Source organism: Pseudoxanthomonas sp. UTMC 1351, from assembly GCF_040948865.1.
Taxonomy (GTDB): domain Bacteria; phylum Pseudomonadota; class Gammaproteobacteria; order Xanthomonadales; family Xanthomonadaceae; genus Pseudoxanthomonas_A.
The window spans coordinates 1-22,102 of sequence record NZ_JAVGJT010000040.1; the positions used below are offsets into that span (position 1 = coordinate 1).

Below are 22,102 nucleotides of genomic sequence, written 5' to 3' on the forward strand. Positions count from 1 at the left end.
GTACATCCATGTACCTGCCGAAAACGCCGCGCGTCGTGCGCGGCGCCCCAAGGGGTTGTACCCACCGTCGCCACCGCGCCTTAAAGGGGACCCCAAGAAGCCAAAAGCAATAGCAACGGCCTTAAGAGCAACAGCAAAAACAACGGCGCAGGACTTTGTTAATGCTTGGCCTTGGCTGTCGTTCTGGCCCTTGCCCTTGCTCTTGCTTCTTGCTCTTGCTCTTCGGGGCCCCGTTTAGGCGCGGCAAGCGGGCCGGGTAAAACCCCGCAGGGGCGGCGCACAGGATGTGCGACGTTTTCGGCAGGCACATGGATGTGCCTTCCGAAAATTCCCGGCCCGCTTGCGAACCCCGCAGGGGCGCGCCGCCTGGGGTGTGCTTTCTTTTGGTTACTTTTCTTTGCACAAGCAAAGAACAGTGACGCCCGCTGCAAGCGCGTAGATCATCAGCTCCAGCAAGCTATCCGCACCAGCGCCAAGAGAGTTGAAGAGCGCCGAAGTGGCCAGGAGTTTTCGGCTGCCCGAGTCGTGCGCACAGCGCACGCCACCTTGCGCCTGAATTTAGTCAGATGCTCGCTAACCACATAAAAAATTACAGAGAAACTTCCCTGCGCTCAGCAGAACTCCGAATCCCCAACTCAATCACCCGCATCACATCCAACGCCTCATCCGACGACACCGGCACCGGCCCACCATGCAAGATCGCATCGCGCATAGCCGCGTAGTACTGTCGATAATCCCCAGGCACACTTTCCACCGACTCCACACGCATCGTCCCCTGATCATCCACCGTCAACTGCCCGGGCGAAGGATCCACGCCCCAGCCCGGTTCACCGGGCTTGCCCCCAGCACGCAGACTGTCTTCCTGCGGATCCAGCCCATGCTTGACGAAGCTGCCGCGCGTGCCGTGCGCCGCGAAACGCAGTCCGCTGGCCGCCACCAGCGAACCCGCATGCAGATGAACGCGGTGCCTTGGATAGCGCAGCTGCGCGTGAAAATAGTCGGTGGCGCGCGCGCCTGCCCGTTGCTGCGCCAAGTCAGCGAATATCGCCTCCGGAAGACCGAAAAGCTGGAGCGCTTGATCGACCAAGTGAGGTACCAGGTCGTACCACAGTCCGCCACCCGGTGCTGTACTCTCCCGCCAGCGGTCGACGACGGTTGGGCGGAAGCGATCGAAATGGGAATGGAACTCCATGATCTCTCCCAGCATGCCCTCATCGATAAGGCGCCGCACGGTCAGAAAATCCGCATCCCAACGCCGGTTCTGGAACACGCTTAGGCAGCGGCCGCTCGTGTGCGCCTGAGCGATCACTTGTTCGGCTTCAGCCAGCGTCACCGTGAACGGCTTGTCCACGACCACATGCCTGCCCTGTGCCAGCGCGGCTATCGCGAGCGGTGCGTGCGTTTCGTTGGGAGTGGCGACCACTACCAGATCGATGGCAGAGTCCGCAAAAGCATCCTGCGGATCGGCGAGCACCCGCACTTGTGGATGGTCCAGATGCACCTTGCCTGCGTCGCGCGAGACCACCGTATGCAGGCGCATCCCAGGCATGTGGGCGATCAGCGGCGCGTGGAAAACCTTGCCGACGAAACCGTAGCCCACCAGGGCGACATTGAGAGTGTTGTCCACGCGGAGTTCCGAAGAAGGGGAGCCGCGATGATAGAGGTTATGTGGGGCATTTTTCATGCTGAACGCGCTACCAATCTCCACATGCGCTTAAAGCGTTCTTCACGTGCGCTGTACGCTGTCGCGCCGAGACTCCCCGTCGCAACACCAAGACAGGAGAATGCCATGCGCAACATTCGTGCGATTCCACATTCGATACTCGCCAGCGCATTGTCGATCGGTCTGTTGTTCGCTGCCAGCCAGGTAGCCGTCTTCGCTCAGCAGGCACAGCCTGCCGAAAAGGAAGAGCAAGCGAAGACCGATTCCGCTCAGCCGGGCGAAGACACCTGGATTACCACCAAGGTGAAGGCGGCGCTGTTGGCCGACGATGGAGTACCAGGTACCGACATCAAAGTCGAAACCACCGATGGCGTAGTTAAGTTATCCGGCGATGTCGACAGCAAGGAGAAGATCAAGAAGGCTGTAGAGGTTGCTGAAGGTATCGACGGGGTGAAGAGAGTCGACAAAACTGGCTTGACCGTCGGCAAGAACTGATCCTCTGTTGTGGCACGGAGCGGGTGCATCCCAGCGTAGGATGCACCCGTTCTTTTGTGTAGCCATCGATCCGGCGGTGGCTGTCGGAATTGGCCCAGGAAAGATCCTTTCCGGCTCTCCTTTTGCCTGTCATTCAGCTGTCGAGAAGCGCTGTAAGGAAGAGGAGCAAGGCAGTGACCTATGCCTCTCAAGGAGGAAGACGCAATGAACCGATTGCTTATCCGTTGGCTTTCCGCATATGCGCTGTTGCTACTCATCGTGCTGATGCCGACGGCGCGGGCCGCGGAGCCCGTGACGTCCGTGCCGGAGTTGGACATTTCTCGCTATGCGGGCCAGTGGTACGAAATCGCCCGCCTGCCTACCTCGTTCCAGAAGGACTGCGCGAGCGACGTCATTGCCCACTACACGCTGGATAAGCCAAGCCAGCTGGGGGTGCGCAATCATTGCCGCAGGACCGACGGCGGCATCAAATCGGCGCAGGGTATTGCGCGACCCGTCGAAGGTCACCCGGGCCGCTGGAAGGTACGCTTCGCGCCAGACTGGCTATCGTTCATGCCGTTCGTCTGGGCCGACTACTGGGTGATCGATCTGGACCCCGGTTATCAATGGGCGATGGTGGGTGATCCGGATCGTGAATATCTCTGGGTATTGTCGCGAACACCTGGCATGGATTCGGCGTTGTTTGAGCGGCTCACGAAACGCGCCGAAGCGATGGGCTATGACGTGGATGCGCTGATCATGAGTGCGCCGCTGCATTAGAGATCGACGTGCTTTGGTAATGGGCGATATCCGGTGGCGGAGCCATCATGGCGACAGTGTCGGAATCGCTCCCACAAGGAATTTATCCGCGCCTTGTAGAGCCGAGCTTGCTCGGCTGCTCTTCGCGAGGAGTGTCGGAAGAGCAGCGGAGCAAGCTCCGCTCTACCAGGGCGCGTTAGAAAAGCAGCGGAGCAGCCCGCTCTACAATTGCCGCGAGTAGCGCAGCTGCAGGAAGTCTTCGCCCGGGTTGGGCTCTTCGATGCCGCCGTTGGAGAAATGCTGGAAGCGCAATGCCACTTCGTGCTCCTGCTTGTCGCCGAAGCGTTTGCCGACGGCGATGTGATCGCCGAAGTTGAACACGGTGCTGAAGCGCTTCCTTTCGCTGTGATAGACCGGGAACAGCAGGTTGGCGCCTATTCCGCCTTCGATAAACCAGCCTTCGTTCCAGCGATGCGGATAGATCCGCAGCACCGGCGTTACGCCCACTTGGGCGACCCATTGCGAGCCTTTGCCCTCACTGTGCCAGCGGCCTACCGCCAGCTCCCAGTAGCCGGTGGCCCGCCCGAAGGAGAGCTCTTTTTCCCATGCCCAATCGCGGGTGGCCCCGACGACCAGCATCTGTGTTTCCTTGGCGGCCACGCCGGCCTGCACAAAGGCCGAGTCGGGCATTGCAGGGTGGCGTTCCTGGGCCGCCGCGGGCAACGCGGATAGCAATGGCGCCAGCGCGAAAACAGCGCGGACAACCGGCGAGGACCGGATTTTTCTTTCCGTAAAGAATGCGTGTAGGTGCGAGGCGGCGAATGCCCCGGTTGCGCGGGCGAAAGAGCGGTAGCGTTGAAACGGCGGCACAGTGCTTACTCATCAAAAAGGCGAGAGCCGACCTGGAAGGTGGCCGGCTCTCGCGGCGGATACTTGTGTTTGTTGTTCGGGTGTCTACGGCTGCGCAGCCAGTGCGGGTGCGACGTCCTGTTCGCCCCAGCCGCCCAACGATTTGTAGATCGTTACCACGCCGACATTGACGCCGGCTTCGGCCTGGGCCAGTGCATCGTCGGCGGCCAGCTGTGAACGCTGTGCATCCAGCAGCGTCAGGAAGTCCGACGAGCCTTCACGATAGCGAACTTCGGCCAATTCCGCTGCCCGTCGTGCAGCAACGGATTGTTCCAGCACCAGTTTGAGCTGGGTCTGCCTTTTGGCATAGGACAGCAGTGCGTTTTCCGTGTCTTCCAATGCGGACAACACGGTCTTCTCGTACTGCGCCGCTACGCCATCGGCCTGTGCTTCGCTGGCGCGCAGTCGCGCCCGCACGCTGCCCATGTCGAATGCCGCCCAGCTTACCGAGGGTGTCAGCGACCACGCTTTGTTGTCACCATCGATCAAGCCGCGGAAATCGCCGGACAAAAAGCCGACGAAGCCGCGCAGGCTCACCCGTGGGAACAGATCGGCGGTGGCGACGCCCACACGCGCAGTGGCGGCCGCCAACCGGCGCTCCGCCGCACGCACGTCCGGGCGTTGACGCAACAGCTGGGTGGTATCGCCGATCGGCAGCGCCTTGGCGAATGCCGGCATTTCGCGCGGCGACAGCAGCGTATCCAGTGCACCCGGACGCTGGCCCAGCAATACCGCCAGGCGATAGCGCGACTGCGCTTCGGATGCTTCCAGCAACGGCACGCCGGCTTCCACCGCGCGTACTCGTGCCAGACTGCTCTGTACTTCCAATTGGCTGCCGGCACCCAGGTCGAAGCGCGATTCGGTCAAGCGCTGCGTTTCGCCAAGGTTCTTCAGCGTCTGCCGCGCCACTTCCAAGCGCCGCTGGGTGCCTCGCAATTCGAAATAGTTGCGCGCCACCTCGGCGGCCACCGTGACCTGCGCGGCGGCCAGTTCATTACGCTCGGCTTGCAGGTCCGCATGCGCGGCTTCGGCGCCGCGGCGGATGCGGCCGAACAAATCCAGTTCCCACGCCGCGTCGAAACCGGCGCTATAGGTTTCCGTCAGCACGCGCCCGGCGCCTTCGACAGGCTGCTTGCTGCGGGTCTGCTCCACGCCGACGGGCACGTGCGGTGCCAGGTCCAGCCGCCGCTCGCTGAAGACCGCGCGCGCTTCCTGCACACGCGCGATGGCGATGCGCAGATCGGGATTGGCCAGCAGCGACTCGCGAACCAGTTGATCCAGCACCGGGTCGTCGAACTGGCCCCACCACGTTGCGATGGGATGTTCGCCGCCGATGAACGCGGCATTGGGTGCGCGCTCCAAAGAGGCATTCTCCAGCGTGGTGGGCGCTTCGGCCGGTGCCACATAATCCGGCCCCACCGTCACGCATCCCGCCAATAGCGCGACGGCAATGCCTACGACAAGCGTGCGCATCACCATGGCAGCACCTGTCCGGCATGAGTGAAGCTGGCGTTGGGACCGTCGTCGGCGATCAATGCCATCGCCACGCTGGTGCGTGCACCGTCGGCCACTTCCAACTCGCCTTCGCCGGCATTCATGTCGGTCTTCACGTAGCCAGGGTGGATCGTGTTGACCTTGATGGCGCTGTCGCGCAGTTCGTAGGCCAACTGTATGGTCCATGCGTTCAAGGCGGTCTTGGAGACGTTATAGGCGGGAATCTTGAAGTCGTAGATCGGCGATGTCGGATCGTTGTGCAGCGCTATCGAGCCCAGGACGCTGGACACGTTGACAATACGGCCCGACGGCGAACGATGCAGCAAGGGCAGGAAGGCTTGGGTTACTGAGATCACGCCAAACAAGTTGGTCTCGAAGGTGCTGCGCCAGGCATCCAATGTTTGCTCGGATACTTTCTTGCCAAACTCATCCACCACGATGCCGGCGTTGTTGACCAGGATATCCAGCCGGCCGTGGCGCTTTTCCACCTCCTGTGCGGCAGCGGCAATGCTGGCCGCATCGGTGACGTCCAGCTCGATGGCCTCGACGGGAAGCCCTTCGCCTTGCAGTTGCAATGCGGCTTCCACGGCTTTGGCGCGGTTGCGGCCGGCCAGTAACGTGTGCACGCCAGCTTCGGCCAATTGGCGGACGGTGTGCAGGCCGATGCCGCGGGTGGCGCCGGTGACCAGTGCGATCTTTGAAGTAGTGTTCATAGCAATGCCTTAGAAAGAGGGATTAGTGGTGCGCCGCAGCGGGCACGACGTTGTGCGACACCAGTGGCCGGTTGGCCAGCTTGCGCAGCGCCACATAGAAGACCGGAGTCAGGAACAGGCCGAACAGGGTCACGCCCAACATGCCGGAGAAGACGGTGATGCCAGTGATCGAGCGCACTTCCGCACCGGCGCCATGCGACAGCACCAGCGGCACGGTGCCGGCGATGAAGGCGATGGACGTCATCACGATGGGACGCAAACGCAGGCGGCAGGCTTCCAGTGCGGACTCGACGATGCCCTTGCCCTGCATTTCCAGTTCGCGGGCGAACTCCACGATCAGAATCGCGTTCTTACATGCCAGGCCCATCAGCACCACTAGGCCTACCTGCACGAACACGTTGTTGTCGCCGGTCAGCCACACGCCCAACAACGCTGAAAGCATCGTCATCGGCACGATCAGGATGACCGCCAGCGGCAGCGTCCAGCTTTCGTACAGCGCGGCCAGCACCAGGAAGGCGAGCAGCACGGCCAGCGGAAAGATGATGAACGCCGCGTTGCCCTGCGTGGCCTGCTGGTAGCTCAGGTCGGTCCACTCGATCTCCATGCCGTTGGGCAGGACCTGCGCGGCCATTTCCTCAAGCTTTTCCATGGCCTCCACGGACGACAGGATGCGCGGGTCGGACTCGCCGAGGATGTCGGCGGCGGTGTAGCCGTTGTAGCGGATCACCGGGTCGGGACCGAAGGTCTCGGTCACCTTCACCATGCTGCCGATCGGCACCATCTCGCCGTTGGCGTTGCGAGTGCGCAGATTGGCGATGTCCTCGACGCTGTCGCGGAACGGACCGTCTGCCTGTGCGATCACCTGCCAGGTACGGCCGAACATGTTGAAGTCGTTGACATAGGCCGAGCCCAGATAGGTCTGCAGCGTGTCGAACAACTCCGTCAGCGGCACGCCCTGCGCCTTGGCTTTCACCCGGTCGACTTCCGCATCCAACTGCGGCACGTTGGCCTGGTAACTGCTGTTGAGGAAGCCCAGGCCGGGCACCTGCGCGCCCGCGCCCTGCATGGCCTGCACCGCGCTCTGCAACGCGCCGTAGCCCAGGTTGCCGCGGTCTTGGATGAACATCGAGAAGCCCGAACCGGTACCCAGGCCATCGATGGGCGGTGGCATCAGTGCGAACGCGAAGCCTTCCTGGACGTTGGCAATCTTCATGTTCAACTCATCGGTGATCTCCTTGGCCGTGCGATTGCGCTCGCTGAACGGCTTGAGGTTGATGAAGGTGACGCCGTAGTTGGGCGTGTTGATGAACTGCAGCGGATTGAAACCCGGGAACGCGACGTCGTTCTGCGTGCCCTCGATGTCCATCGCGATCTGACCGATCTTCTTCAGCGCTGCGTCGGTGCGTTCGATCGACGATCCCTCCGGCATCTTCACGCCGGCGATGATGTAGGACTTGTCCTGCACCGGGATGAAGCCACGCGGCACGACCTGGAACATCAGGCCGGTGGCCAGCAGCAGGCCGGCGTAGACGATGAACACCATGCCGCGACGGCCCAATGCCTTGGAAACACCGCGCTCATAACGCTGCGCATTGGTGTTGAAGAAACGGTTGAACGGGCGGAATACCCAGCCGAACAGGCGGTCGATCAGGCGCGTGGGCGCATCCTTGGGCGCACCGTGCGGCTTCAGCAAACGGGCCGCCAACGCCGGCGACAGCGTCAGCGAGTTGATTGCCGAAATCACCGTCGAGATCGCGATGGTGACCGCGAACTGCTTGTAGAACTGGCCGGTGACGCCGGTCAGGAAAGCCATCGGTACGAATACCGCACACAGCACCAGCGCGATGGCGATGATCGGACCGGAGACTTCCTTCATCGCCAGGTGCGCGGCCTCCAGCGGCGTGGCACCTTCCTCGATATGGCGCTCCACGTTCTCTACCACCACGATGGCGTCGTCGACCACGATGCCGATGGCCAGCACCAAGCCGAACAGTGTCAGCGTATTGATCGAGAAGCCGAGCAGGTACAACGCGGCGAAGGTGCCGATCACCGATACGGGTACGGCGATCAGCGGGATGATGGAAGCGCGCCAGGTCTGCAGGAACAGGATCACCACCAGCACCACCAGCAACGTGGCTTCCAGCAACGTGGTCACAACGGACTTGATCGAATCGCGCACGAAGATGGTGGTGTCGTAGATCGACTTGTATTCCATGCCCGGCGGGAAGCGCTTGGCCGCCTCGTCCATGCGGCGGATCACCTCGTCGCGGATTTCCAGCGCATTGGCACCCGGTGCCTGGAATATGCCGATGGCAGCGGCGTTCTCGCCATCCAGGCGCGCGCGCATGCTGTAGTCGCCCGCGGCCAGTTCGATCCGGGCCACGTCGGACAGGCGCACGACTTCGCCATCGGCACCGGTCTTGATCACGACGTTGCTGAATTCCTCGGTGCTACCCAGGCGGCCCTTGGCATTGATCAGCGTCAGGAAGTCGCTGCCGTTGGGCATCGGCTCGGCACCCAGCTGGCCGGCGGAGACCTGGATGTTCTGCTCGCGCACGGCGGCCAGCACATCGCTGGCGGTCAGGCCGCGTGCGGCCACCTTGTCAGGATCCAGCCAGATGCGCATTGCGTAATCGCCGCCGCCGAACGCTTGCGCGTCGCCAACGCCGGGAATACCGGCCAGCTGGTCTTTCACATGCAAACGCAGATAGTTGCGCAGGTACAGGGTGTCGTACCGGCCGTCAGGCGAGGTCAGGTGCACCACCATCAGGAACACTGGCGACTGCTTCTGCGTGGTCACGCCTTGCCGGCGCACGTCCTCCGGCAGGCGCGCGAGCGCCTGGCTGACGCGGTTCTGTACACGCACCGTGGCCTCATCGGCGTCAACGTCGGAATTGAACGTCACGATGGTCTGCAGCACGCCATCGGAGCTGGCGACCGACTTCATGTACATCAAGCCTTCGACGCCGCGGATGGATTCCTCCAGCGGCGTGGCCACGGTTTCGGCGATGACCTTGGGGTTGGCGCCCGGGTACACGGTACGCACCATTACCGAGGGCGGCACCACTTCGGGGTATTCGCCGATCGGCAGCAGCGGGATCGAGATCAGGCCGGCGGCGAAGATCACGATCGACAGCACGGCGGCGAAGATCGGCCTGTCGATAAAGAATTTTGAGAAGTCCATGGGTGGATTTCCTGAGTAAAAGAAGAACTGCCTACTCCTCCCGCTGCGAAGCAGAGGAGGGCTGTGGGAACTGCTTAAGCACAGGGATAGACGGTGGAATGCCGCCTAATCCCAATCTCCCTTGCTCGCGCAAGGGAGAGGCTTGGTTATTTCATTGCGACCGCGGGGGTGCTGGGTGCGCCCATCTTCACTGCCTTGGCGTCGACCGGCATGCCTGGGAAGAACACCTTCTGCACGCCATCGACGATCACACGGTCGCCAGGCTTCAATCCCTTCTGCACGATGCGGAGACCGTCGGCGGAGCGGCCCAGTTGCACGTCGCGCCGCTGCGCCATTCCCTTCTCATCCACCACATACACGTACTTGCGGTCCTGATCGGTCAGCACGGCTTTGTCGTCGACCAGCATGGCCTTGAACTGGCCGCTGCCCAGCAACCGCACGCGCGCGAACAGGCCAGGCGTGAAGCGGCGATCGGCGTTGTCCAACAGTGCGCGGGCCCGGATGGTGCCGGTGCCGCGGTCCACCTGGTTGTCCAGGAAATCGACCACGCCTTCGTGCGGGAAACCGTCTTCGCTGACCAGTCCGACCTGCACCGGCACCTTGCCGTCGCGTTCGCTGGGGCGTTCGCCGTTGCGGGCCATCTCCGCATAACGCAGGAAGCTGCGTTCATCGGCATCGAAGTGCACGTGCACCTTGTCCAGCGATACCACGGTGGTCAGCACGCTGGCGGCATCGCCCGCGGTCACGAGGTTGCCGGCGGTGACCAGTGCGCGTCCGGCGCGTCCGTTGATCGGTGCACGCACCTTGGTCCATTCCAGGTTCAAGCGCGCAGCGTCCACGGCGGCTTGCGCGGCAGCCACGTTGGCGCCGGCCTGATCGGAAGCGGCGCGGCGCTGTTCGTATTCTTCCGTGGAAATGGCTTGCAGTTCTGACAGTTTCTTGGCGCGTGCTGCTTCGCTGCGGCCCAGCTCGGCCTGGGTGCGTGCGCGTGCCAGTTCGGCCTGCGCGCGTGCCAGTTCGTTGCGGTAGCTGCTGGCGTCGATGGTGAACAGCACGTCGCCTTTCTTCACTTCCTGGCCTTCCACGTAGTTAACGCGGTCGATGTAACCGGAAACGCGCGGGCGCAGGTCGACGGTTTCGACCGCTTCGACGCGGCCGTTGTATTCATCCCAATGGCTGACCTCTTTGATCAGCACCGGTGCGGCGCTGACGGCAGGCGGCGGTGGCGCGCCCGCATTATCGCTGGCCTGGCTGTTGCAACCGACCAGCACGGCAATCGCCAGCGCACTGAAGGCGCCGAGAGCGAGGATGCGTCGCGTACGAGGTGCAAAAGAAGTGGACGTTTTCATGGGGGAAGTCTCTTGGGTGGTGAGAGGAGAATCTTTTTAAGCGGGGGAGGCTAGGACCTGAAGTTAGGTTCAGGTCAAGCGATCGCACGCACGGTCATCGAGAGTAGACGTGCCGGGTATTCATCGCGTGACAACGTCAGTGAAGAAAAGGAAAACATCAGCAGTCGCGCCCGTGGTCGGCCGCGGTCCAAGGTGTTGCCGGGAAATCGGAAAACAAGGTTTTTTCCGGCGGGCGCGCCCGCTCGGACGAATAGGTCACGATAGGCGCCGCCGCAACGCCGGTGCGGCTCAATAGAGATACCGCGCAGCGACCCACCGCCAACGCGCTGGGCCATTCGGCGCACGCGTTGCATTCGTTGGCTGGCGTGGAGATCGGTTGATCCACCGACAGCATCTGCACGCGCACGCCCATGGCATTGGCTTCCTCGTGCAGCACTTGCGCCAACATGCGCATGGCCGCGGCGGTAATGGAGGCGTGGCCATAGCCGGCCCAGCCGCGCTCGGCATGCGGACCGCCAATCAATATGTAGTGAGCGGTTTCGTTCGACTCGGCGAGCAGTGGCAACAGATGGCGTGCGGCGGCCAGGTGCGGGATCAGATCCAGTTCCAGCTTGCGGCGCAGAAAGTCCGCCGGGCGGTCCAGCAGCCGTCCGCTTTCCCAGGGACTGGCCAGACTGGCGAACACCGCGCGCAGCGGACGCTTGCGCTTGCGCACGGTCTTGGCCAGCCGCGCGGCGTCCTGATCGTCGCGAATGCAACCGGAAGGCAGCAGCGTGAGTCCGGGTTCGTCGGCAAAGTGTTGGGCCAGCGCATCCATGCGCGCGCCTTCGCGGCCGACGGCCAGCACCGGGCTGCCGACTTCCAGCAGGGCACCGACCACGCCAAAGCCAACGGTGCCACCGGCGCCCAGCACCAAAGCCTCCGGATTGCGGATACCGGTCATGGCCGTAGCACCCGCGGGGAGCGTGGAGCGCGAATCCGGCCGCCGGATTGAAGACGGCGCGATACCGCGAATTCGCGCGCCTGAGGAGCGAACGACCATTGCGTCGAACGCGCACCGACGATTTCGGGAATGTTGTCGGTGACAGACGCCGACGGTGCATGCAGCGCGCGCCGCAACCGCGAGAGCAGTTGGGGGAGGGGTTGCCACCATGTCGCACGCGCGCCCGCGTCGCCATGCTGCTCGGCAGCGGTGACGGCTTGGGTGGGGGATTGAGCGACGACGAGGGACATGGCGGCTTTCTCGCGGACTGCGGCGCGCGCTGCACCGGGTACAGGAGAGATTCTGGCGATGAAGGCGGTAGAGGCGATATCCGAATCCTGTTCGGCTATTGCACGATCCTGCGCGAACGAGCGAGCGTCGTGCGCCGACACATCCGTGCGTAGCGCCTTCGCGAGATAACGGAAAAAGCCCGAAGCCTTTGAAAACATCCGCTGTCCGACGCTTCTTCCGGCCTTACCGCGAGGTGGGCGCGAGTGGGTAACGGGCGCCGCGATTGAACGATTCTTCGCGGCCCGGGACTGTAGCGGCAAATCCTTGGGGATGCCGGCCGGTGCGATCTCCAATATCCCACTCATGGGACATTTACTCCCGTAGCTGGGATAATTTTCATTACTTTAGTCATGCCAGCCATTGGCGAACCCGCTCGCAACCGGACGTCAACCCGCCGAAAGCGGACCAGTGCGGACTCGCCGGAACCGAACTGCCGCAGCCGATTCGCCGACAACAAGCCCGATTTTCCGGATTCTCCAGAAACCGGCGTGGGTGCGAAGGGCGGGGCGGGCAAGCGGACGGCGAACATGGAGTTAACGGCGCTGTGAGAACGAGGCGCTACGTTATTCCCATAATCGGGACTTGATTAGTCCTGATTTAGGGGAATAATCATCCCGTCGGCGGTCCAATCCGGGATTCGCCAATCGGAGCCTCCCCTATGAGTCACGATCTCAACGACACCTTGATCTTCGTCAAGGTGGTCGAGCAGGGCAGTTTCATCGCCGCCGCCAATGCGCTCGGCCTTCCCAAGACCACTGTCAGCCGAAAGGTGCAGGAACTGGAAACGCGCTTGGGCGCGCAGTTGTTGCACCGGACGACACGCCGGCTAGGCCTGACCGAAGCCGGTGCGGTCTATCACGAGCATTGCCAGCGCATCGCGCGCGAATTGGAAGAAGCCGAAAGCGCTGTAGGCCAATTGCAAGGTGGCCCACGCGGCTGGCTGCGTTTTACCGTGCCGTACTCGGCCGGTATTTCATGGGTGGCGCCGCTGCTGGGTGAGTTCAACCAGCAGCACCCCGAAGTGCGATTGGAAATGGTGTTGACCAGCGACAAGGTGGATCTGATTGCCGATGGCGTCGATCTGGCGTTGCACTTGGGTTCGTTGCCGGACTCCACGTTGGTGGCGCGCAAATTGGCTACTTTCCGCACGCAGATATACGCCAGTCCCGAATACATCGAACGCCATGGCGAGCCGCTGCATCCCAACGACCTGCAGCACCACCGCACCTTGGTGATCAGCAATGCGCGCCACAACGGCCGCGCCAACTGGTCGCTGTGCAACAGCAAGGAGCATGGCGAGTATCCCGTGCATCCGATCATGGTGGCCAACGATGCGTCGGTGTTGATTGGCGGACTACTGTGCGGCGAAGGACTAATGCTGGCCAGCGACGTCACCATCAAACCCTTTATCGAGAGCGGTGTGGTACGCCGTGTGCTGGGTGGCTGGGTCGGCCCGGACCTGGAGTTCAACGCGGTGTTCCCGGGTGGCCGCATGCTGTCGCCAAAGGTACGCGCCTTCGTCGACTTCCTGGTGCAGCGATTGAGTTTCGACGTCAACTTCATGATGTCGCGCTGCCCGGCCATGCTGGCTCAGGAAGCGCAGCGCAAGATCGAAACGGAAACAACGGAAGCGACGGAAGCGGAAGAAACCGCGGAAACGGCAGCTGGACGCAAGGTGTTGGAGCAGGTGCTGTCCTGATCCCGTAGGTCGGGGCCACGCCTCCGAACGTTCCGTTTGCTGGAGACGCATGGCGCGCGTCGGCCACGTAGGGCGGACCTACGCGGTTGAACTGTCGTGGCTTTCGAGGGATTTCGATAGCGAGGGCACCGCAACGCCTTTACCATCGGTGCGCAATGCGGAAGCAGGTTAATTGGACCTTGCCGTTGCATATCTCACGCCTCATCAAGGATGCGCACATGAAGAAGCTGATCGGAATGGCGATGTTGTTAGCGTTGGCCGCCTGCCGCGCCCCCGCACCTGATTCAACGGCTCCTGCGGTCGACACCGCGAAGGAGCCAGCGGTGGCCACGTCGACCGCTCCGACAGAGATGCCGGTTTCCGCCGTTCCCGTTGCGGATCCTGCTCCGGCACCGAGCCCGACGCCGACACCCACCTCCGCTGACGACCCCACCGCCGTCAATCAGTCCATCGATGATTTACTCGGCGATCATGAGCGCTACCAAGCGGTGATCCATCAGTTCCAGAAAGCCGTGGCGGACAAGGACGCGGCTACCGTGGCGTCACTGGTGAAGTATCCATTCACGGCGACCATCGATGGCAAGCGGGTTGATATCGCGAATGGCGAGGCATTCGTGCAGCAGTACGACAAGATCGTCACACCAGCAATTGCCAATGCGATAACACAGCAGAAATATTCTGAGTTGATGGTCAACTACAAGGGCGTGATGTTCGGTAGTGGCGAGGCGTGGATCAATGGCATCTGCAAGGACAAGGCCTGCCGGAAGTTCGATGTGCGGGTGGTAGCGATCCAGCCGACGAGTTGACAGTTGTTTGGAGCGGATCACTCAACGTGTGGGAGTGGTGCCGGGCGTCCCGGCACCACTCCCACAAGGACGCCTCACCTCCGCCGAGGAAAAAAGGCGGCCAAAGCCGCCTTTTTCTTTCAAACAAATCACTAGCGCATCAGCGCCAAGATCATTCCACTTTCACTTCCACCCGACGCGCCTCGTCAGCGCTGCCAGCACCGGTGGTCTCTACCGGTTTGCTCAGAACGATCCGCTCCACCGCAATTCCATTGACCACCAGCCACTGCTGGATCGCCTGCGCGCGCTGCTTGGCCAATTCCTGATTGACCGCCACATCCCCGCTGGTGTCGTGATAACCGGACACCAACGCCTGTCGGCTCGCTTCCGAATGCAACGTACCCAGCACGCTGGACAGACGCGCGCTGGCATCGGCGGGCACAACCGCCGAGCCCACATCGAAATAAACCTTGGCCAGCCGCCCATCGATCAACTCGCCCGCAACCACCGGCGCCGACGACACGTGCGCCGGACTTGCCGACCCGCCACCGATCCAGCCATTGACCGGCAGCACCGGCACCAGCAGCAGCGCCACGATGTTGATGATCTTGATCAGCGGATTGATGGCGGGGCCGGCGGTGTCCTTGTACGGATCGCCGACGGTGTCGCCGGTGACCGCGGCCTTGTGCGCCTCGGAACCCTTGCCGCCATGGTGGCCGTCTTCGATGTACTTCTTGGCGTTATCCCAGGCACCGCCGCCGGTGGTCATCGAAATGGCCACGAACAGACCCGTGACGATCGTGCCGATCAGCAATCCACCCAGCGCCTGCGGCCCCAGCAGCAGGCCGACCACGATAGGCACGGCTACCGGCAGCAGCGAAGGCACGATCATTTCCTTGATGGCCGACTTGGTCAGCAGATCGACGGCCTTGCTGTAGTCCGGCTTGCCGGTGCCTTCCATGATGCCGGGGATTTCGCGGAACTGGCGGCGCACTTCTTCCACCACCGATCCCGCCGCGCGGCCCACCGCTTCCATCGCCATGGCACCGAACAAATAGGGAATCAGACCGCCGATCAGCAGGCCGACGATCACCAGATGGTTGGACAAATCGAAGGTGAAAGAAACCCCCGGGTTAGCCGCTTGCAAGTTGTGCGTGTAATCGGCGAACAGCACTAGGGCAGCCAGTGCGGCCGATCCAATCGCATAGCCCTTGGTGACCGCTTTGGTGGTATTGCCCACCGCGTCCAGCGGATCGGTAATGGCACGGATCTCCGGCGGCAGTTCCGCCATTTCCGCGATGCCGCCCGCGTTGTCGGTGATGGGGCCATAAGCATCCAACGCCACGATCATGCCCGCCATCGACAACATGGCGGTGGCGGCGATGGCGATGCCGTAAAGACCGGCCAGCGAGTAAGCGGCCAGGATCGCCGCGCACACCGCGATGACCGGCCACGCCGTGGACTTCATCGAGACGCCCAAGCCGGCGATGATGTTGGTGCCGTGTCCGGTGGTGGAAGCCGCGGCGACGTGCTGCACCGGTTTGAACTGAGTACCGGTGTAGTACTCGGTGATCCATACGATCGCACCGGTCAATACCAGCCCAACCAACGCGCAGCCGTACAGGTTCAACGCACCGCTGGGCGAGTCGGCCATAAGCTCAGTGGTGATGGGGTAGAACGCGATGGCCGCCAGCACCGCCGACACGATCACGCCCTTGTACAGCGCGCCCATGATGGAGCCGCCGTCCTTTACCTTGACGAAGAACGCGCCAATGATCGACGCGATGATCGACACGCCGCCCAGCACCAATGGGTAGAGCACCGCATTGCTGCCGACTTCGGCCGCCATCAGGCTGCCCAGCAGCATGGTGGCGATCACGGTGACCGCATAGGTTTCGAACAGGTCCGCCGCCATGCCGGCGCAGTCGCCCACGTTGTCGCCCACGTTGTCGGCGATAACCGCGGGATTGCGCGGATCGTCTTCGGGAATGCCGGCTTCGACCTTGCCCACCAGGTCGGCGCCCACATCGGCGCCCTTGGTGAAGATACCGCCGCCCAGGCGCGCGAAGATCGAGATCAGCGAACTACCGAACGCCAAGCCCACCAGCGCGTGCAGCGCGGGTTCGCCGGTGATGCCCATGCGCGCCAGCACCATGTAGTAACCGGCCACGCCCAGCAGGCCCAGTCCGACCACCAGCATGCCGGTAATCGCACCGCCCCGAAACGCGACATCCATCGCTGCGCTGAGTCCCTTGCGCGCCGCTTCGGCGGTACGCACGTTGGCGCGGACGGAAACATTCATGCCGATGTAGCCGGCGGCGCCCGATAGCACGGCACCTATGAGGAAGCCGATAGCGGTGGGCCAACTAAGGAAGAAACCGATCAGCAGGAACAGCACGACCCCGGCGATGGCGATGGTGGTGTATTGCCGGTTGAGATAGGCGCTTGCACCTTCCTGCACCGCCGCTGCGATTTCCTGCATGCGGGGATTGCCGGATGGCTGCCTGAGTATCCAGCGCGCCGAGAAAATACCGTAGAGAATCGCCACCGCGGCGCAAATCAGCGCCAACGTCAAACCGTATTGTTCCAGCATGTCCCCTCCCAAGGTTGATGGATGTTGTCCAGCAGACGCATGAACATAAAACCCAATCCCGATGGAGCTGTTGAACGATTGGGCGCAATGGGCCGCTGCGGTGCATTGCAGCGTGCGTTGCGATGTTCAGACATCCCTGGAGCCGACCCGAGTATGAACCGATGGTCGCGTCGCCGCTAGCCGCTGCGGCCACGGTTCAGTGATTCCATGCCAGCCTGCCGGCTTTCGACAGTGACGGACTACCCGATGCGATACCTGATGCGCTCCATCGCCATGCCGCCCGCCTTTTCCGCCGGCCTGCTGGCAACGACCATCCTGCTGACCGGAACCCTTCACGCCGCAACGACGGAGCCCGAGATAAAGCGCCCCGGCGCGGTCACGCCGCAGGCGATCGGCGCGGTGCACACGGTGCGACAGATTCCAGAAGCGTGCGCCCGCATCGAAGGCGCTTTCACTGGCCAAGCCGCGGAGCCCTACCGCTTTGCCCTGGTTCGCATCAGTCCGCAATGCCAGCCCCGCGCGCGCGTCATCGATTTCGCCAAAGCCCAGCCTTCGGAAACCACGGGCTGGAAATTCAACGACCTGGTCCGCATCCCCAACGCCGAATGCCCCTCGCAGCAGGCAGTAGTGCGCGTGTGGCGCAAACCGGTCGACAACACCCTGGCTAAAGATGGCCAAGGCCAGGCCCGCGTCTACCTGGAAGAAGCCAAGCAGCACGCTGCCGCCGGCAAACTCGCCCAGGCCAAGATCCCGCTGTACGCCGCGGAGATGGCAGTGGAAGGAAAAGCCTGTCCGTAGCCTGTGATTCTCGTATGCGATACACGGTTAGTAGCCTGCGCTGTGCGCACGGATCAGCGATGCATCGGTATGGGAAACTATCGGAACGCCCACTGTTGTGCCGCGAGTGTCGCAGAAGCATTGCCGTATAAAAGCAGAAGGGCCGCGAAAATGCGGCCCTTCTGCTATCTGGTACGGAATGGTGTCGGGTTACGTCACCAGTTCCTTGGTCATGAAAATGCTGTAAGGATCTTCCACATAATCCGCAAAAGGCGCGCATTTCTGGAATCCAAAACTGGCATAAAGCCGGTGCGCCGGTGCGAACGCTTCCATTGATCCGGTTTCCAAACTGAGCCGCTGGTAGAAGCGGCGCTGTGCTTCGTCCAGGATATGGCGCATCAGTGCGGCTGCCACGCCCTTGCGCAGATGGGCCGATGCCGTTCGCATGGATTTGATCTCGCCGTGCTGGGCGTCCAGTTCCTTGATGGCCCCGCAACCCATCAGCTCGGAACCGTCCCATACGCTCCAGAAAGTGATCTCCGGTTGGCGCAACGCATCGATGTCCAGGGCATGGATGCTTTCGGGAGGGGAGTGCAGTGTCATGCTGTGCAGATGCTCGCGTAGCAATTCAATTATTTTTGGACTGCTCAGATCGTCTATGCGGATTTCCATGGAGTTTTTCGTTTGTCGAGATTGTTGTGTTAAAGAAATGCGTGGGTGCGCAACGGCATCAAAAGGATCGCTGAAAACTGCTGGGAGACCTGCTTCAAGACCTATCCGGCTCCCCTGAAAACTGGTCCGCTTCCTGCGGAATGACAATGCCCGGCAGCATGCGGGACGTCCAAATGTGGATGGCTTGGCTGAGGTCGACAGGTTTATCCAGTGAGCCGCCTTTGACACTTAGGACGTCGCTGGCGCCGCGCCGCTGATGCCAGAGCCTTGACCCGCACGTGGGACAGAACGCGCAGTCGAGCGTATTTCCCGAATCGGTAGAGCGCGACCAGACATTTGGCTCGCCTTGCAGGAGTTGAAGCGCAGCTTGCGGCACGATGAAGGAGATGCCGAACGCCGACGCGGACTGTTTTTGGCATTCCCGGCAATGACAAACGTAAAGCTCAAGCACCGCTTGTGAGAGCTGGTAACGGATCGCGCCGCACTGGCATCCGCCGAGGAGGGTCTCGCTTTCGTTCGACATGATTGCCAGCCTCCGGGTTAGACCCTTGCATTCGAATTATTCTAGCTGCGATAAGGACGTCGTTCTAAACCTGAAACCACAGTTCGACGCCATCTACAGATCCGATAGCGTATGGTGTCGCCCCGGATTCTTAGAGATCGGCACAGGAATGGAAGGCTTTCCAGGCAGTCCTGCCGTCAGACGGGGCATCGATCCCTCGGCTGCGCGCTTCTTCAATGTATGCCTCTCGGTCAAATCGGCAGCCGGAACCAGCAAGCGGGCAGCGGCCAGATGAAGTCCGGTCGGTTGCTGCCCCTGATCGTTGCCTGTGCGTTATTTATCGAGAACATGGATTCGACGGTCATCTCGACCTCGTTGCCGGCGATCGCCAAGGATCTGGCGACTGACCCGATTGCGCTAAAACTCGCGTTGACCACCTATCTGCTTGCGTTGGCGGTCTTTATTCCCATCAGCGGCTGGGTCGCCGACCGCTTTGGTGCGCGGCCGACCTTCATGACAGCGATCGGCGTATTCCTGCTGGGATCCATCGGTTGTGCCGCCAGTATTTCCCTGGAGACGATGGTCGCCGCGCGCTTCCTGCAGGGCATGGGAGGCGCGATGATGGTGCCGGTAGGGCGACTGGTGCTGTTGCGCACGGTACCGAAGAACGAGTTGGTGCAGGCGCTGAGCTGGTTGACCATTCCGGCGCTGGTCGGGCCGGTGGTCGGGCCGCCGCTGGGTGGCTTCATCACCACGTATTTTGACTGGCGCTGGATATTCCTGATCAATATTCCGATGGGTTTGCTAGGCATCGTGTTGGCCAAGCGCTTCATTCCGGACTTGCGCGAACCGACGCCGCCGCTGGACTGGCGGGGTTTTGTGCTGGCAGGCGTCGGCCTGGCGTTGGCGATGTTCGGCTTCTCCACCATGGGCAGGCACTTGGTGTCGACGCCGTTGGCCGTGGGTTCCTTGCTGGTCGGTATTGGTGCACTGGTGGGTTACGCGTGGCATGCGCGCCGGCACCCGCACCCATTGCTCGATCTGACCTTGTTCCGCCTGCCGACCTATCGCGCCGGCGTGCTCGGTGGCTCGCTGTTCCGCATCGGCATCGGTGCCATTCCATTCCTGTTGCCTTTGATGCTGCAACTGGGCTTCGGCCTGAGCCCCGTGCAATCAGGTTTGCTGACCTTCGTGTCCGCACTTGGCGCGATGTTCATGAAGACGATCGCCGCCAACGTGCTGCGCCGCTTCGGCTTCCGCAATGTACTGGTGTTCAACGCACTGATCGCGTCGGCGTTGCTGTGCTGCTTCGGCTTGTTCCGGCCCCAGACGCCGCACGTCTTCATCATCGCCACTTTGCTGGTCAGCGGCTGCTTCCGCTCGCTGCAGTTCACCAGCTTGAACGCCATCAGCTATGCCGAAGTGGATTCGCCGAAGATGGGCCAGGCCAGCAGTCTGGCCGGCATGATGCAGCAGCTGTCGCTGAGCATGGGCGTGGCGGTCGGCGGCTACATCCTGGAAATCGCCGGCATCATTGGTGGCCGCCCGTCGACCGATGTGCACAATTTCTATATCGCCTTTGTAGTGGTCGGCGTGATCTCTGCCAGTTCCGCCTGGATGATGTCGCGATTGCCGCGCGATGCCGGCGCGGAGATGTCCGGCCGTGCCGAAACCGGCAAGGAAATCGCCGAACCGAAGGTGGAGCAGCGGCCGGCGACGTGAGTTGGAGCCATTTTCTTGCCGAAGCGTCTTTAAGCGGCTGCTCCCTATCGCCTGCCGTTGCGACGGCCTCATTGCCATTAACTGAGCGCTATCGCGAGGCGCAGCTCCGCTCTACGAGTACGGCTAAATACCTCTCGCATCGGCATAGACAATCCAAGCCCCGCAAACCAGCACGAAATAAGCCAATCCACCCAGTGAAATTATCTGTGATCGGCGCAGCTCGGGGCGTCGCTGCCCTACGGTGACGGCGTAGGACAATAGTCCGAACTTGCTGATACTGCGTCCTTCAGCTACTGCATGCTCCGCTAGCAACATGAAATGGTGGATGGCATAGGCGAACGGGAGAAAGAGAACGGCGACCGCCATCGCAACGACTGCCGCAATCGGAAGCCCCGATGGAACGGCACCGAATGCCTTCGTAAGCACAGGCTGCACGTCGGGTGAGAATGTGGAACCAACGATGAGCGCGTAGATCAACGCCGGAACCACGTAGCTTGCCTTGCTCTTCTGGGGCATGGACGATTTTCACCTCGTGCTGCTGGCTAAGGGAGTTGCGTCATGTGGCGCGTCTCCGAACTAAGTCGATCCATGAGCCGATCTGACGTCAGATAGGCTGCTAGGCCGCGTTCGGATCCATGCGAACGTGGCGCCTATTCAAGCCCTGCTGCGATCGACTCCGGCCCGAATGAATGGTCAGGCCGCTTCAACACAACCGCCTGGCTTGAGTACCCGCTCCGATGACGGCGGGTACTTGACCAACAAGTGCGCAGGGCGAATGGGACGCGGACTGAAGTTGCCGCCACAATTCGGGCAGGTGCCGTGAAGAACCGTCTGTGCGCAGGATCGACAGAACGTGCACTCAAACGTGCAGATCATCGCTTCGGCGGAGTCAGAAGGAAGATCTTTGTCGCAGCATTCGCAGTTGGGACGAAGTTGCAGCATGTTTTTCACCGTTCGCGGGAAACTGGAGAGCTGTCAGTGCTTGAAGTGAGTGGCTTCGCGGAACTGCGGCCGGCCTGATTGAGCTGCCAAGCGTCAACCGACTGCCGGAGGAAAACCGGTAGATCTGTCGTGGGCGGGAAGACGTTGAGGTGATAAAGCATGTCAGCCACGTGGCCGCGGTGATACGTCGTGTGATTGACCACATGCAGAATAATCTGCTCGCGCGACATGGCCCCAGCGCCACCGCCGATGAACTCGAACTCCACGACTTCATCGAGCTGCTCGCGGGACAACGAGTCAGCATAGTCGACGTACCAGGTGTCTATCCGATGCTGGGAACCAATGAGGTCCTGAATGCCGGGATGATCGGCGGGATTGCGAGTGGTAAGCCCATGGGGCCTACCCAGTAGATGGGACTGCCACACGAAGTCCATGGAGTACGAATGATTGAGTGTACGAATGAGGCTGCCAAAGTAGATGGGGGATGGAGCAACCAGCTCCCATTCCGGGAGGCCGGCGATGACCGACAGAAAAACGTCATCTGCCCAGGCCTTGTAGCGAGTAAGCGTTTGTACCGAATTCACGTGGCTCT

At 61.9% G+C, this 22,102-nt stretch carries 20 protein-coding genes and 1 pseudogene; 6 read left to right on the forward strand and 15 right to left on the reverse strand.

The window, feature by feature from the left end:
• Positions 1-589: 589 nt before the first annotated feature.
• Positions 590-1,627, reverse strand: a complete 1,038-nt coding sequence (locus tag AB6O04_RS19355; protein ID WP_368566031.1) for an oxidoreductase — start codon at positions 1,625-1,627, stop codon at positions 590-592.
• Between the two features lie 162 nt (positions 1,628-1,789).
• Here AB6O04_RS19355 and AB6O04_RS19360 point away from each other — a divergent pair, with 162 nt between their 5' ends.
• Together AB6O04_RS19360 and AB6O04_RS19365 are read left to right on the forward strand one after the other, a co-directional pair.
• Positions 1,790-2,158 (forward strand): BON domain-containing protein, encoded by a 369-nt coding sequence (locus AB6O04_RS19360; protein ID WP_368566033.1) that lies wholly within the window; start codon positions 1,790-1,792, stop codon positions 2,156-2,158.
• Positions 2,159-2,362: 204 nt separating this feature from the next.
• Positions 2,363-2,917, forward strand: coding sequence for a lipocalin family protein (locus AB6O04_RS19365; RefSeq protein WP_368566035.1), 555 nt, complete (start codon positions 2,363-2,365; stop codon positions 2,915-2,917).
• A 201-nt stretch (positions 2,918-3,118) separates the two neighbouring features.
• Here AB6O04_RS19365 and AB6O04_RS19370 read toward each other — a convergent pair whose 3' ends face one another.
• The 7 genes from AB6O04_RS19370 to AB6O04_RS19400 all read right to left on the reverse strand — a co-directional run bounded on the left by AB6O04_RS19370 (position 3,119) and on the right by AB6O04_RS19400 (position 12,111).
• Positions 3,119-3,586 (reverse strand): acyloxyacyl hydrolase, encoded by a 468-nt coding sequence (locus AB6O04_RS19370; RefSeq protein ID WP_368566036.1) that lies wholly within the window; start codon positions 3,584-3,586, stop codon positions 3,119-3,121.
• A 264-nt stretch (positions 3,587-3,850) separates the two neighbouring features.
• Positions 3,851-5,284 carry an efflux transporter outer membrane subunit gene (locus AB6O04_RS19375; RefSeq protein ID WP_368566038.1) on the reverse strand — a complete coding sequence of 478 codons (1,434 nt, stop codon included), beginning with the start codon at positions 5,282-5,284 and terminating at the stop codon, positions 3,851-3,853.
• Positions 5,278-6,012 carry an SDR family oxidoreductase gene (locus AB6O04_RS19380; protein ID WP_368566039.1) on the reverse strand — a complete coding sequence of 245 codons (735 nt, stop codon included), beginning with the start codon at positions 6,010-6,012 and terminating at the stop codon, positions 5,278-5,280. The genes AB6O04_RS19375 and AB6O04_RS19380 overlap by 7 nt, the downstream gene beginning before the upstream one ends.
• Before the next feature lie 22 nt (positions 6,013-6,034).
• A complete protein-coding gene (locus AB6O04_RS19385; protein WP_368566040.1) occupies positions 6,035-9,196 on the reverse strand; it encodes an efflux RND transporter permease subunit in 3,162 nt (1,053 codons plus the stop codon).
• 146 nt (positions 9,197-9,342) lie between these two features.
• Entirely contained in the window at positions 9,343-10,545 is a 1,203-nt protein-coding gene (locus AB6O04_RS19390; RefSeq protein WP_368566042.1) for an efflux RND transporter periplasmic adaptor subunit, read from the reverse strand.
• Between the two features lie 157 nt (positions 10,546-10,702).
• The gene (locus AB6O04_RS19395; RefSeq protein ID WP_368566043.1) at positions 10,703-11,488 is read right to left on the reverse strand and encodes an SDR family NAD(P)-dependent oxidoreductase; all 786 of its coding nucleotides are present in this window, start codon (positions 11,486-11,488) and stop codon (positions 10,703-10,705) included.
• Positions 11,485-12,111 (reverse strand): hypothetical protein, encoded by a 627-nt coding sequence (locus AB6O04_RS19400; protein WP_368566044.1) that lies wholly within the window; start codon positions 12,109-12,111, stop codon positions 11,485-11,487. Before AB6O04_RS19400 ends, AB6O04_RS19395 begins: the two co-directional genes overlap by 4 nt.
• Before the next feature lie 365 nt (positions 12,112-12,476).
• On the opposite strand from AB6O04_RS19400, the gene AB6O04_RS19405 reads away from it, so the two are divergent.
• On the forward strand, positions 12,477-13,517 hold the full coding sequence (locus AB6O04_RS19405; RefSeq protein ID WP_368566045.1) for a LysR substrate-binding domain-containing protein: 1,041 nt from the start codon (positions 12,477-12,479) through the stop codon (positions 13,515-13,517).
• 218 nt (positions 13,518-13,735) lie between these two features.
• Positions 13,736-14,323, forward strand: coding sequence for a hypothetical protein (locus AB6O04_RS19410; protein ID WP_368566046.1), 588 nt, complete (start codon positions 13,736-13,738; stop codon positions 14,321-14,323).
• A gap of 151 nt (positions 14,324-14,474) precedes the next feature.
• Here AB6O04_RS19410 and AB6O04_RS19415 read toward each other — a convergent pair whose 3' ends face one another.
• Both AB6O04_RS19415 and AB6O04_RS19420 read right to left on the reverse strand, forming a co-directional pair.
• A complete protein-coding gene (locus AB6O04_RS19415) occupies positions 14,475-14,897 on the reverse strand; it encodes an OmpA family protein (RefSeq protein WP_368566070.1) in 423 nt (140 codons plus the stop codon).
• Positions 14,871-16,895: pseudogene (locus tag AB6O04_RS19420) on the reverse strand (sodium-translocating pyrophosphatase); the annotation flags it as partial. The pseudogene AB6O04_RS19420 and the gene AB6O04_RS19415, both read right to left, overlap by 27 nt.
• A gap of 246 nt (positions 16,896-17,141) precedes the next feature.
• Between AB6O04_RS19420 and AB6O04_RS19425 the strand changes: the two are divergent.
• A complete protein-coding gene (locus AB6O04_RS19425; protein WP_368566047.1) occupies positions 17,142-17,693 on the forward strand; it encodes a hypothetical protein in 552 nt (183 codons plus the stop codon).
• Between the two features lie 189 nt (positions 17,694-17,882).
• On the opposite strand, the gene AB6O04_RS19430 is transcribed toward AB6O04_RS19425, so the two are convergent.
• Both AB6O04_RS19430 and AB6O04_RS19435 read right to left on the reverse strand, forming a co-directional pair.
• Entirely contained in the window at positions 17,883-18,344 is a 462-nt protein-coding gene (locus AB6O04_RS19430) for a GNAT family N-acetyltransferase (RefSeq protein WP_368566048.1), read from the reverse strand.
• A gap of 94 nt (positions 18,345-18,438) precedes the next feature.
• Positions 18,439-18,867: a GFA family protein gene (locus AB6O04_RS19435; protein WP_368566049.1), complete on the reverse strand. Its 429-nt coding sequence runs from the start codon at positions 18,865-18,867 to the stop codon at positions 18,439-18,441.
• A 219-nt stretch (positions 18,868-19,086) separates the two neighbouring features.
• On the opposite strand from AB6O04_RS19435, the gene AB6O04_RS19440 reads away from it, so the two are divergent.
• Positions 19,087-20,568 (forward strand): MFS transporter, encoded by a 1,482-nt coding sequence (locus tag AB6O04_RS19440; RefSeq protein WP_368566050.1) that lies wholly within the window; start codon positions 19,087-19,089, stop codon positions 20,566-20,568.
• Between the two features lie 123 nt (positions 20,569-20,691).
• Here the strand turns inward: AB6O04_RS19440 and AB6O04_RS19445 are convergent, their stop codons facing one another.
• The 3 genes from AB6O04_RS19445 to AB6O04_RS19455 form a co-directional block, all read right to left on the reverse strand.
• Complete coding sequence (locus AB6O04_RS19445) at positions 20,692-21,084, reverse strand: hypothetical protein (RefSeq protein WP_368566051.1); 393 nt, start codon at positions 21,082-21,084, stop codon at positions 20,692-20,694.
• Between the two features lie 177 nt (positions 21,085-21,261).
• The gene (locus AB6O04_RS19450) at positions 21,262-21,510 is read right to left on the reverse strand and encodes a DUF1272 domain-containing protein (protein ID WP_368566052.1); all 249 of its coding nucleotides are present in this window, start codon (positions 21,508-21,510) and stop codon (positions 21,262-21,264) included.
• A gap of 5 nt (positions 21,511-21,515) precedes the next feature.
• Complete coding sequence (locus tag AB6O04_RS19455) at positions 21,516-22,094, reverse strand: DinB family protein (protein WP_368566053.1); 579 nt, start codon at positions 22,092-22,094, stop codon at positions 21,516-21,518.
• Between the last annotated feature and the right edge of the window lie 8 nt (positions 22,095-22,102).

Excerpts from the sequence above, each read along its gene's own strand:
- AB6O04_RS19425 (WP_368566047.1), top strand. The coding sequence starts at position 17,142 with ATGCGATACCTGATGCGCTCCATCGCCATGCCGCCCGCCTTTTCCGCC.
- AB6O04_RS19405 (WP_368566045.1), top strand. The coding sequence starts at position 12,477 with ATGAGTCACGATCTCAACGACACCTTGATCTTCGTCAAGGTGGTCGAG.
- AB6O04_RS19445 (WP_368566051.1), bottom strand. The coding sequence starts at position 21,084 with ATGCCCCAGAAGAGCAAGGCAAGCTACGTGGTTCCGGCGTTGATCTAC.
- AB6O04_RS19395 (WP_368566043.1), bottom strand. The coding sequence starts at position 11,488 with ATGACCGGTATCCGCAATCCGGAGGCTTTGGTGCTGGGCGCCGGTGGC.
- AB6O04_RS19375 (WP_368566038.1), bottom strand. The coding sequence starts at position 5,284 with ATGGTGATGCGCACGCTTGTCGTAGGCATTGCCGTCGCGCTATTGGCG.
- AB6O04_RS19360 (WP_368566033.1), top strand. The coding sequence starts at position 1,790 with ATGCGCAACATTCGTGCGATTCCACATTCGATACTCGCCAGCGCATTG.
- AB6O04_RS19450 (WP_368566052.1), bottom strand. The coding sequence starts at position 21,510 with ATGCTGCAACTTCGTCCCAACTGCGAATGCTGCGACAAAGATCTTCCT.
- AB6O04_RS19430 (WP_368566048.1), bottom strand. The coding sequence starts at position 18,344 with ATGGAAATCCGCATAGACGATCTGAGCAGTCCAAAAATAATTGAATTG.
- AB6O04_RS19435 (WP_368566049.1), bottom strand. The coding sequence starts at position 18,867 with ATGTCGAACGAAAGCGAGACCCTCCTCGGCGGATGCCAGTGCGGCGCG.
- AB6O04_RS19365 (WP_368566035.1), top strand. The coding sequence starts at position 2,363 with ATGAACCGATTGCTTATCCGTTGGCTTTCCGCATATGCGCTGTTGCTA.
- AB6O04_RS19370 (WP_368566036.1), bottom strand. The coding sequence starts at position 3,586 with ATGCCCGACTCGGCCTTTGTGCAGGCCGGCGTGGCCGCCAAGGAAACA.
- AB6O04_RS19390 (WP_368566042.1), bottom strand. The coding sequence starts at position 10,545 with ATGAAAACGTCCACTTCTTTTGCACCTCGTACGCGACGCATCCTCGCT.
- AB6O04_RS19440 (WP_368566050.1), top strand. The coding sequence starts at position 19,087 with ATGCCTCTCGGTCAAATCGGCAGCCGGAACCAGCAAGCGGGCAGCGGC.
- AB6O04_RS19380 (WP_368566039.1), bottom strand. The coding sequence starts at position 6,012 with ATGAACACTACTTCAAAGATCGCACTGGTCACCGGCGCCACCCGCGGC.
- AB6O04_RS19385 (WP_368566040.1), bottom strand. The coding sequence starts at position 9,196 with ATGGACTTCTCAAAATTCTTTATCGACAGGCCGATCTTCGCCGCCGTG.
- AB6O04_RS19410 (WP_368566046.1), top strand. The coding sequence starts at position 13,736 with ATGAAGAAGCTGATCGGAATGGCGATGTTGTTAGCGTTGGCCGCCTGC.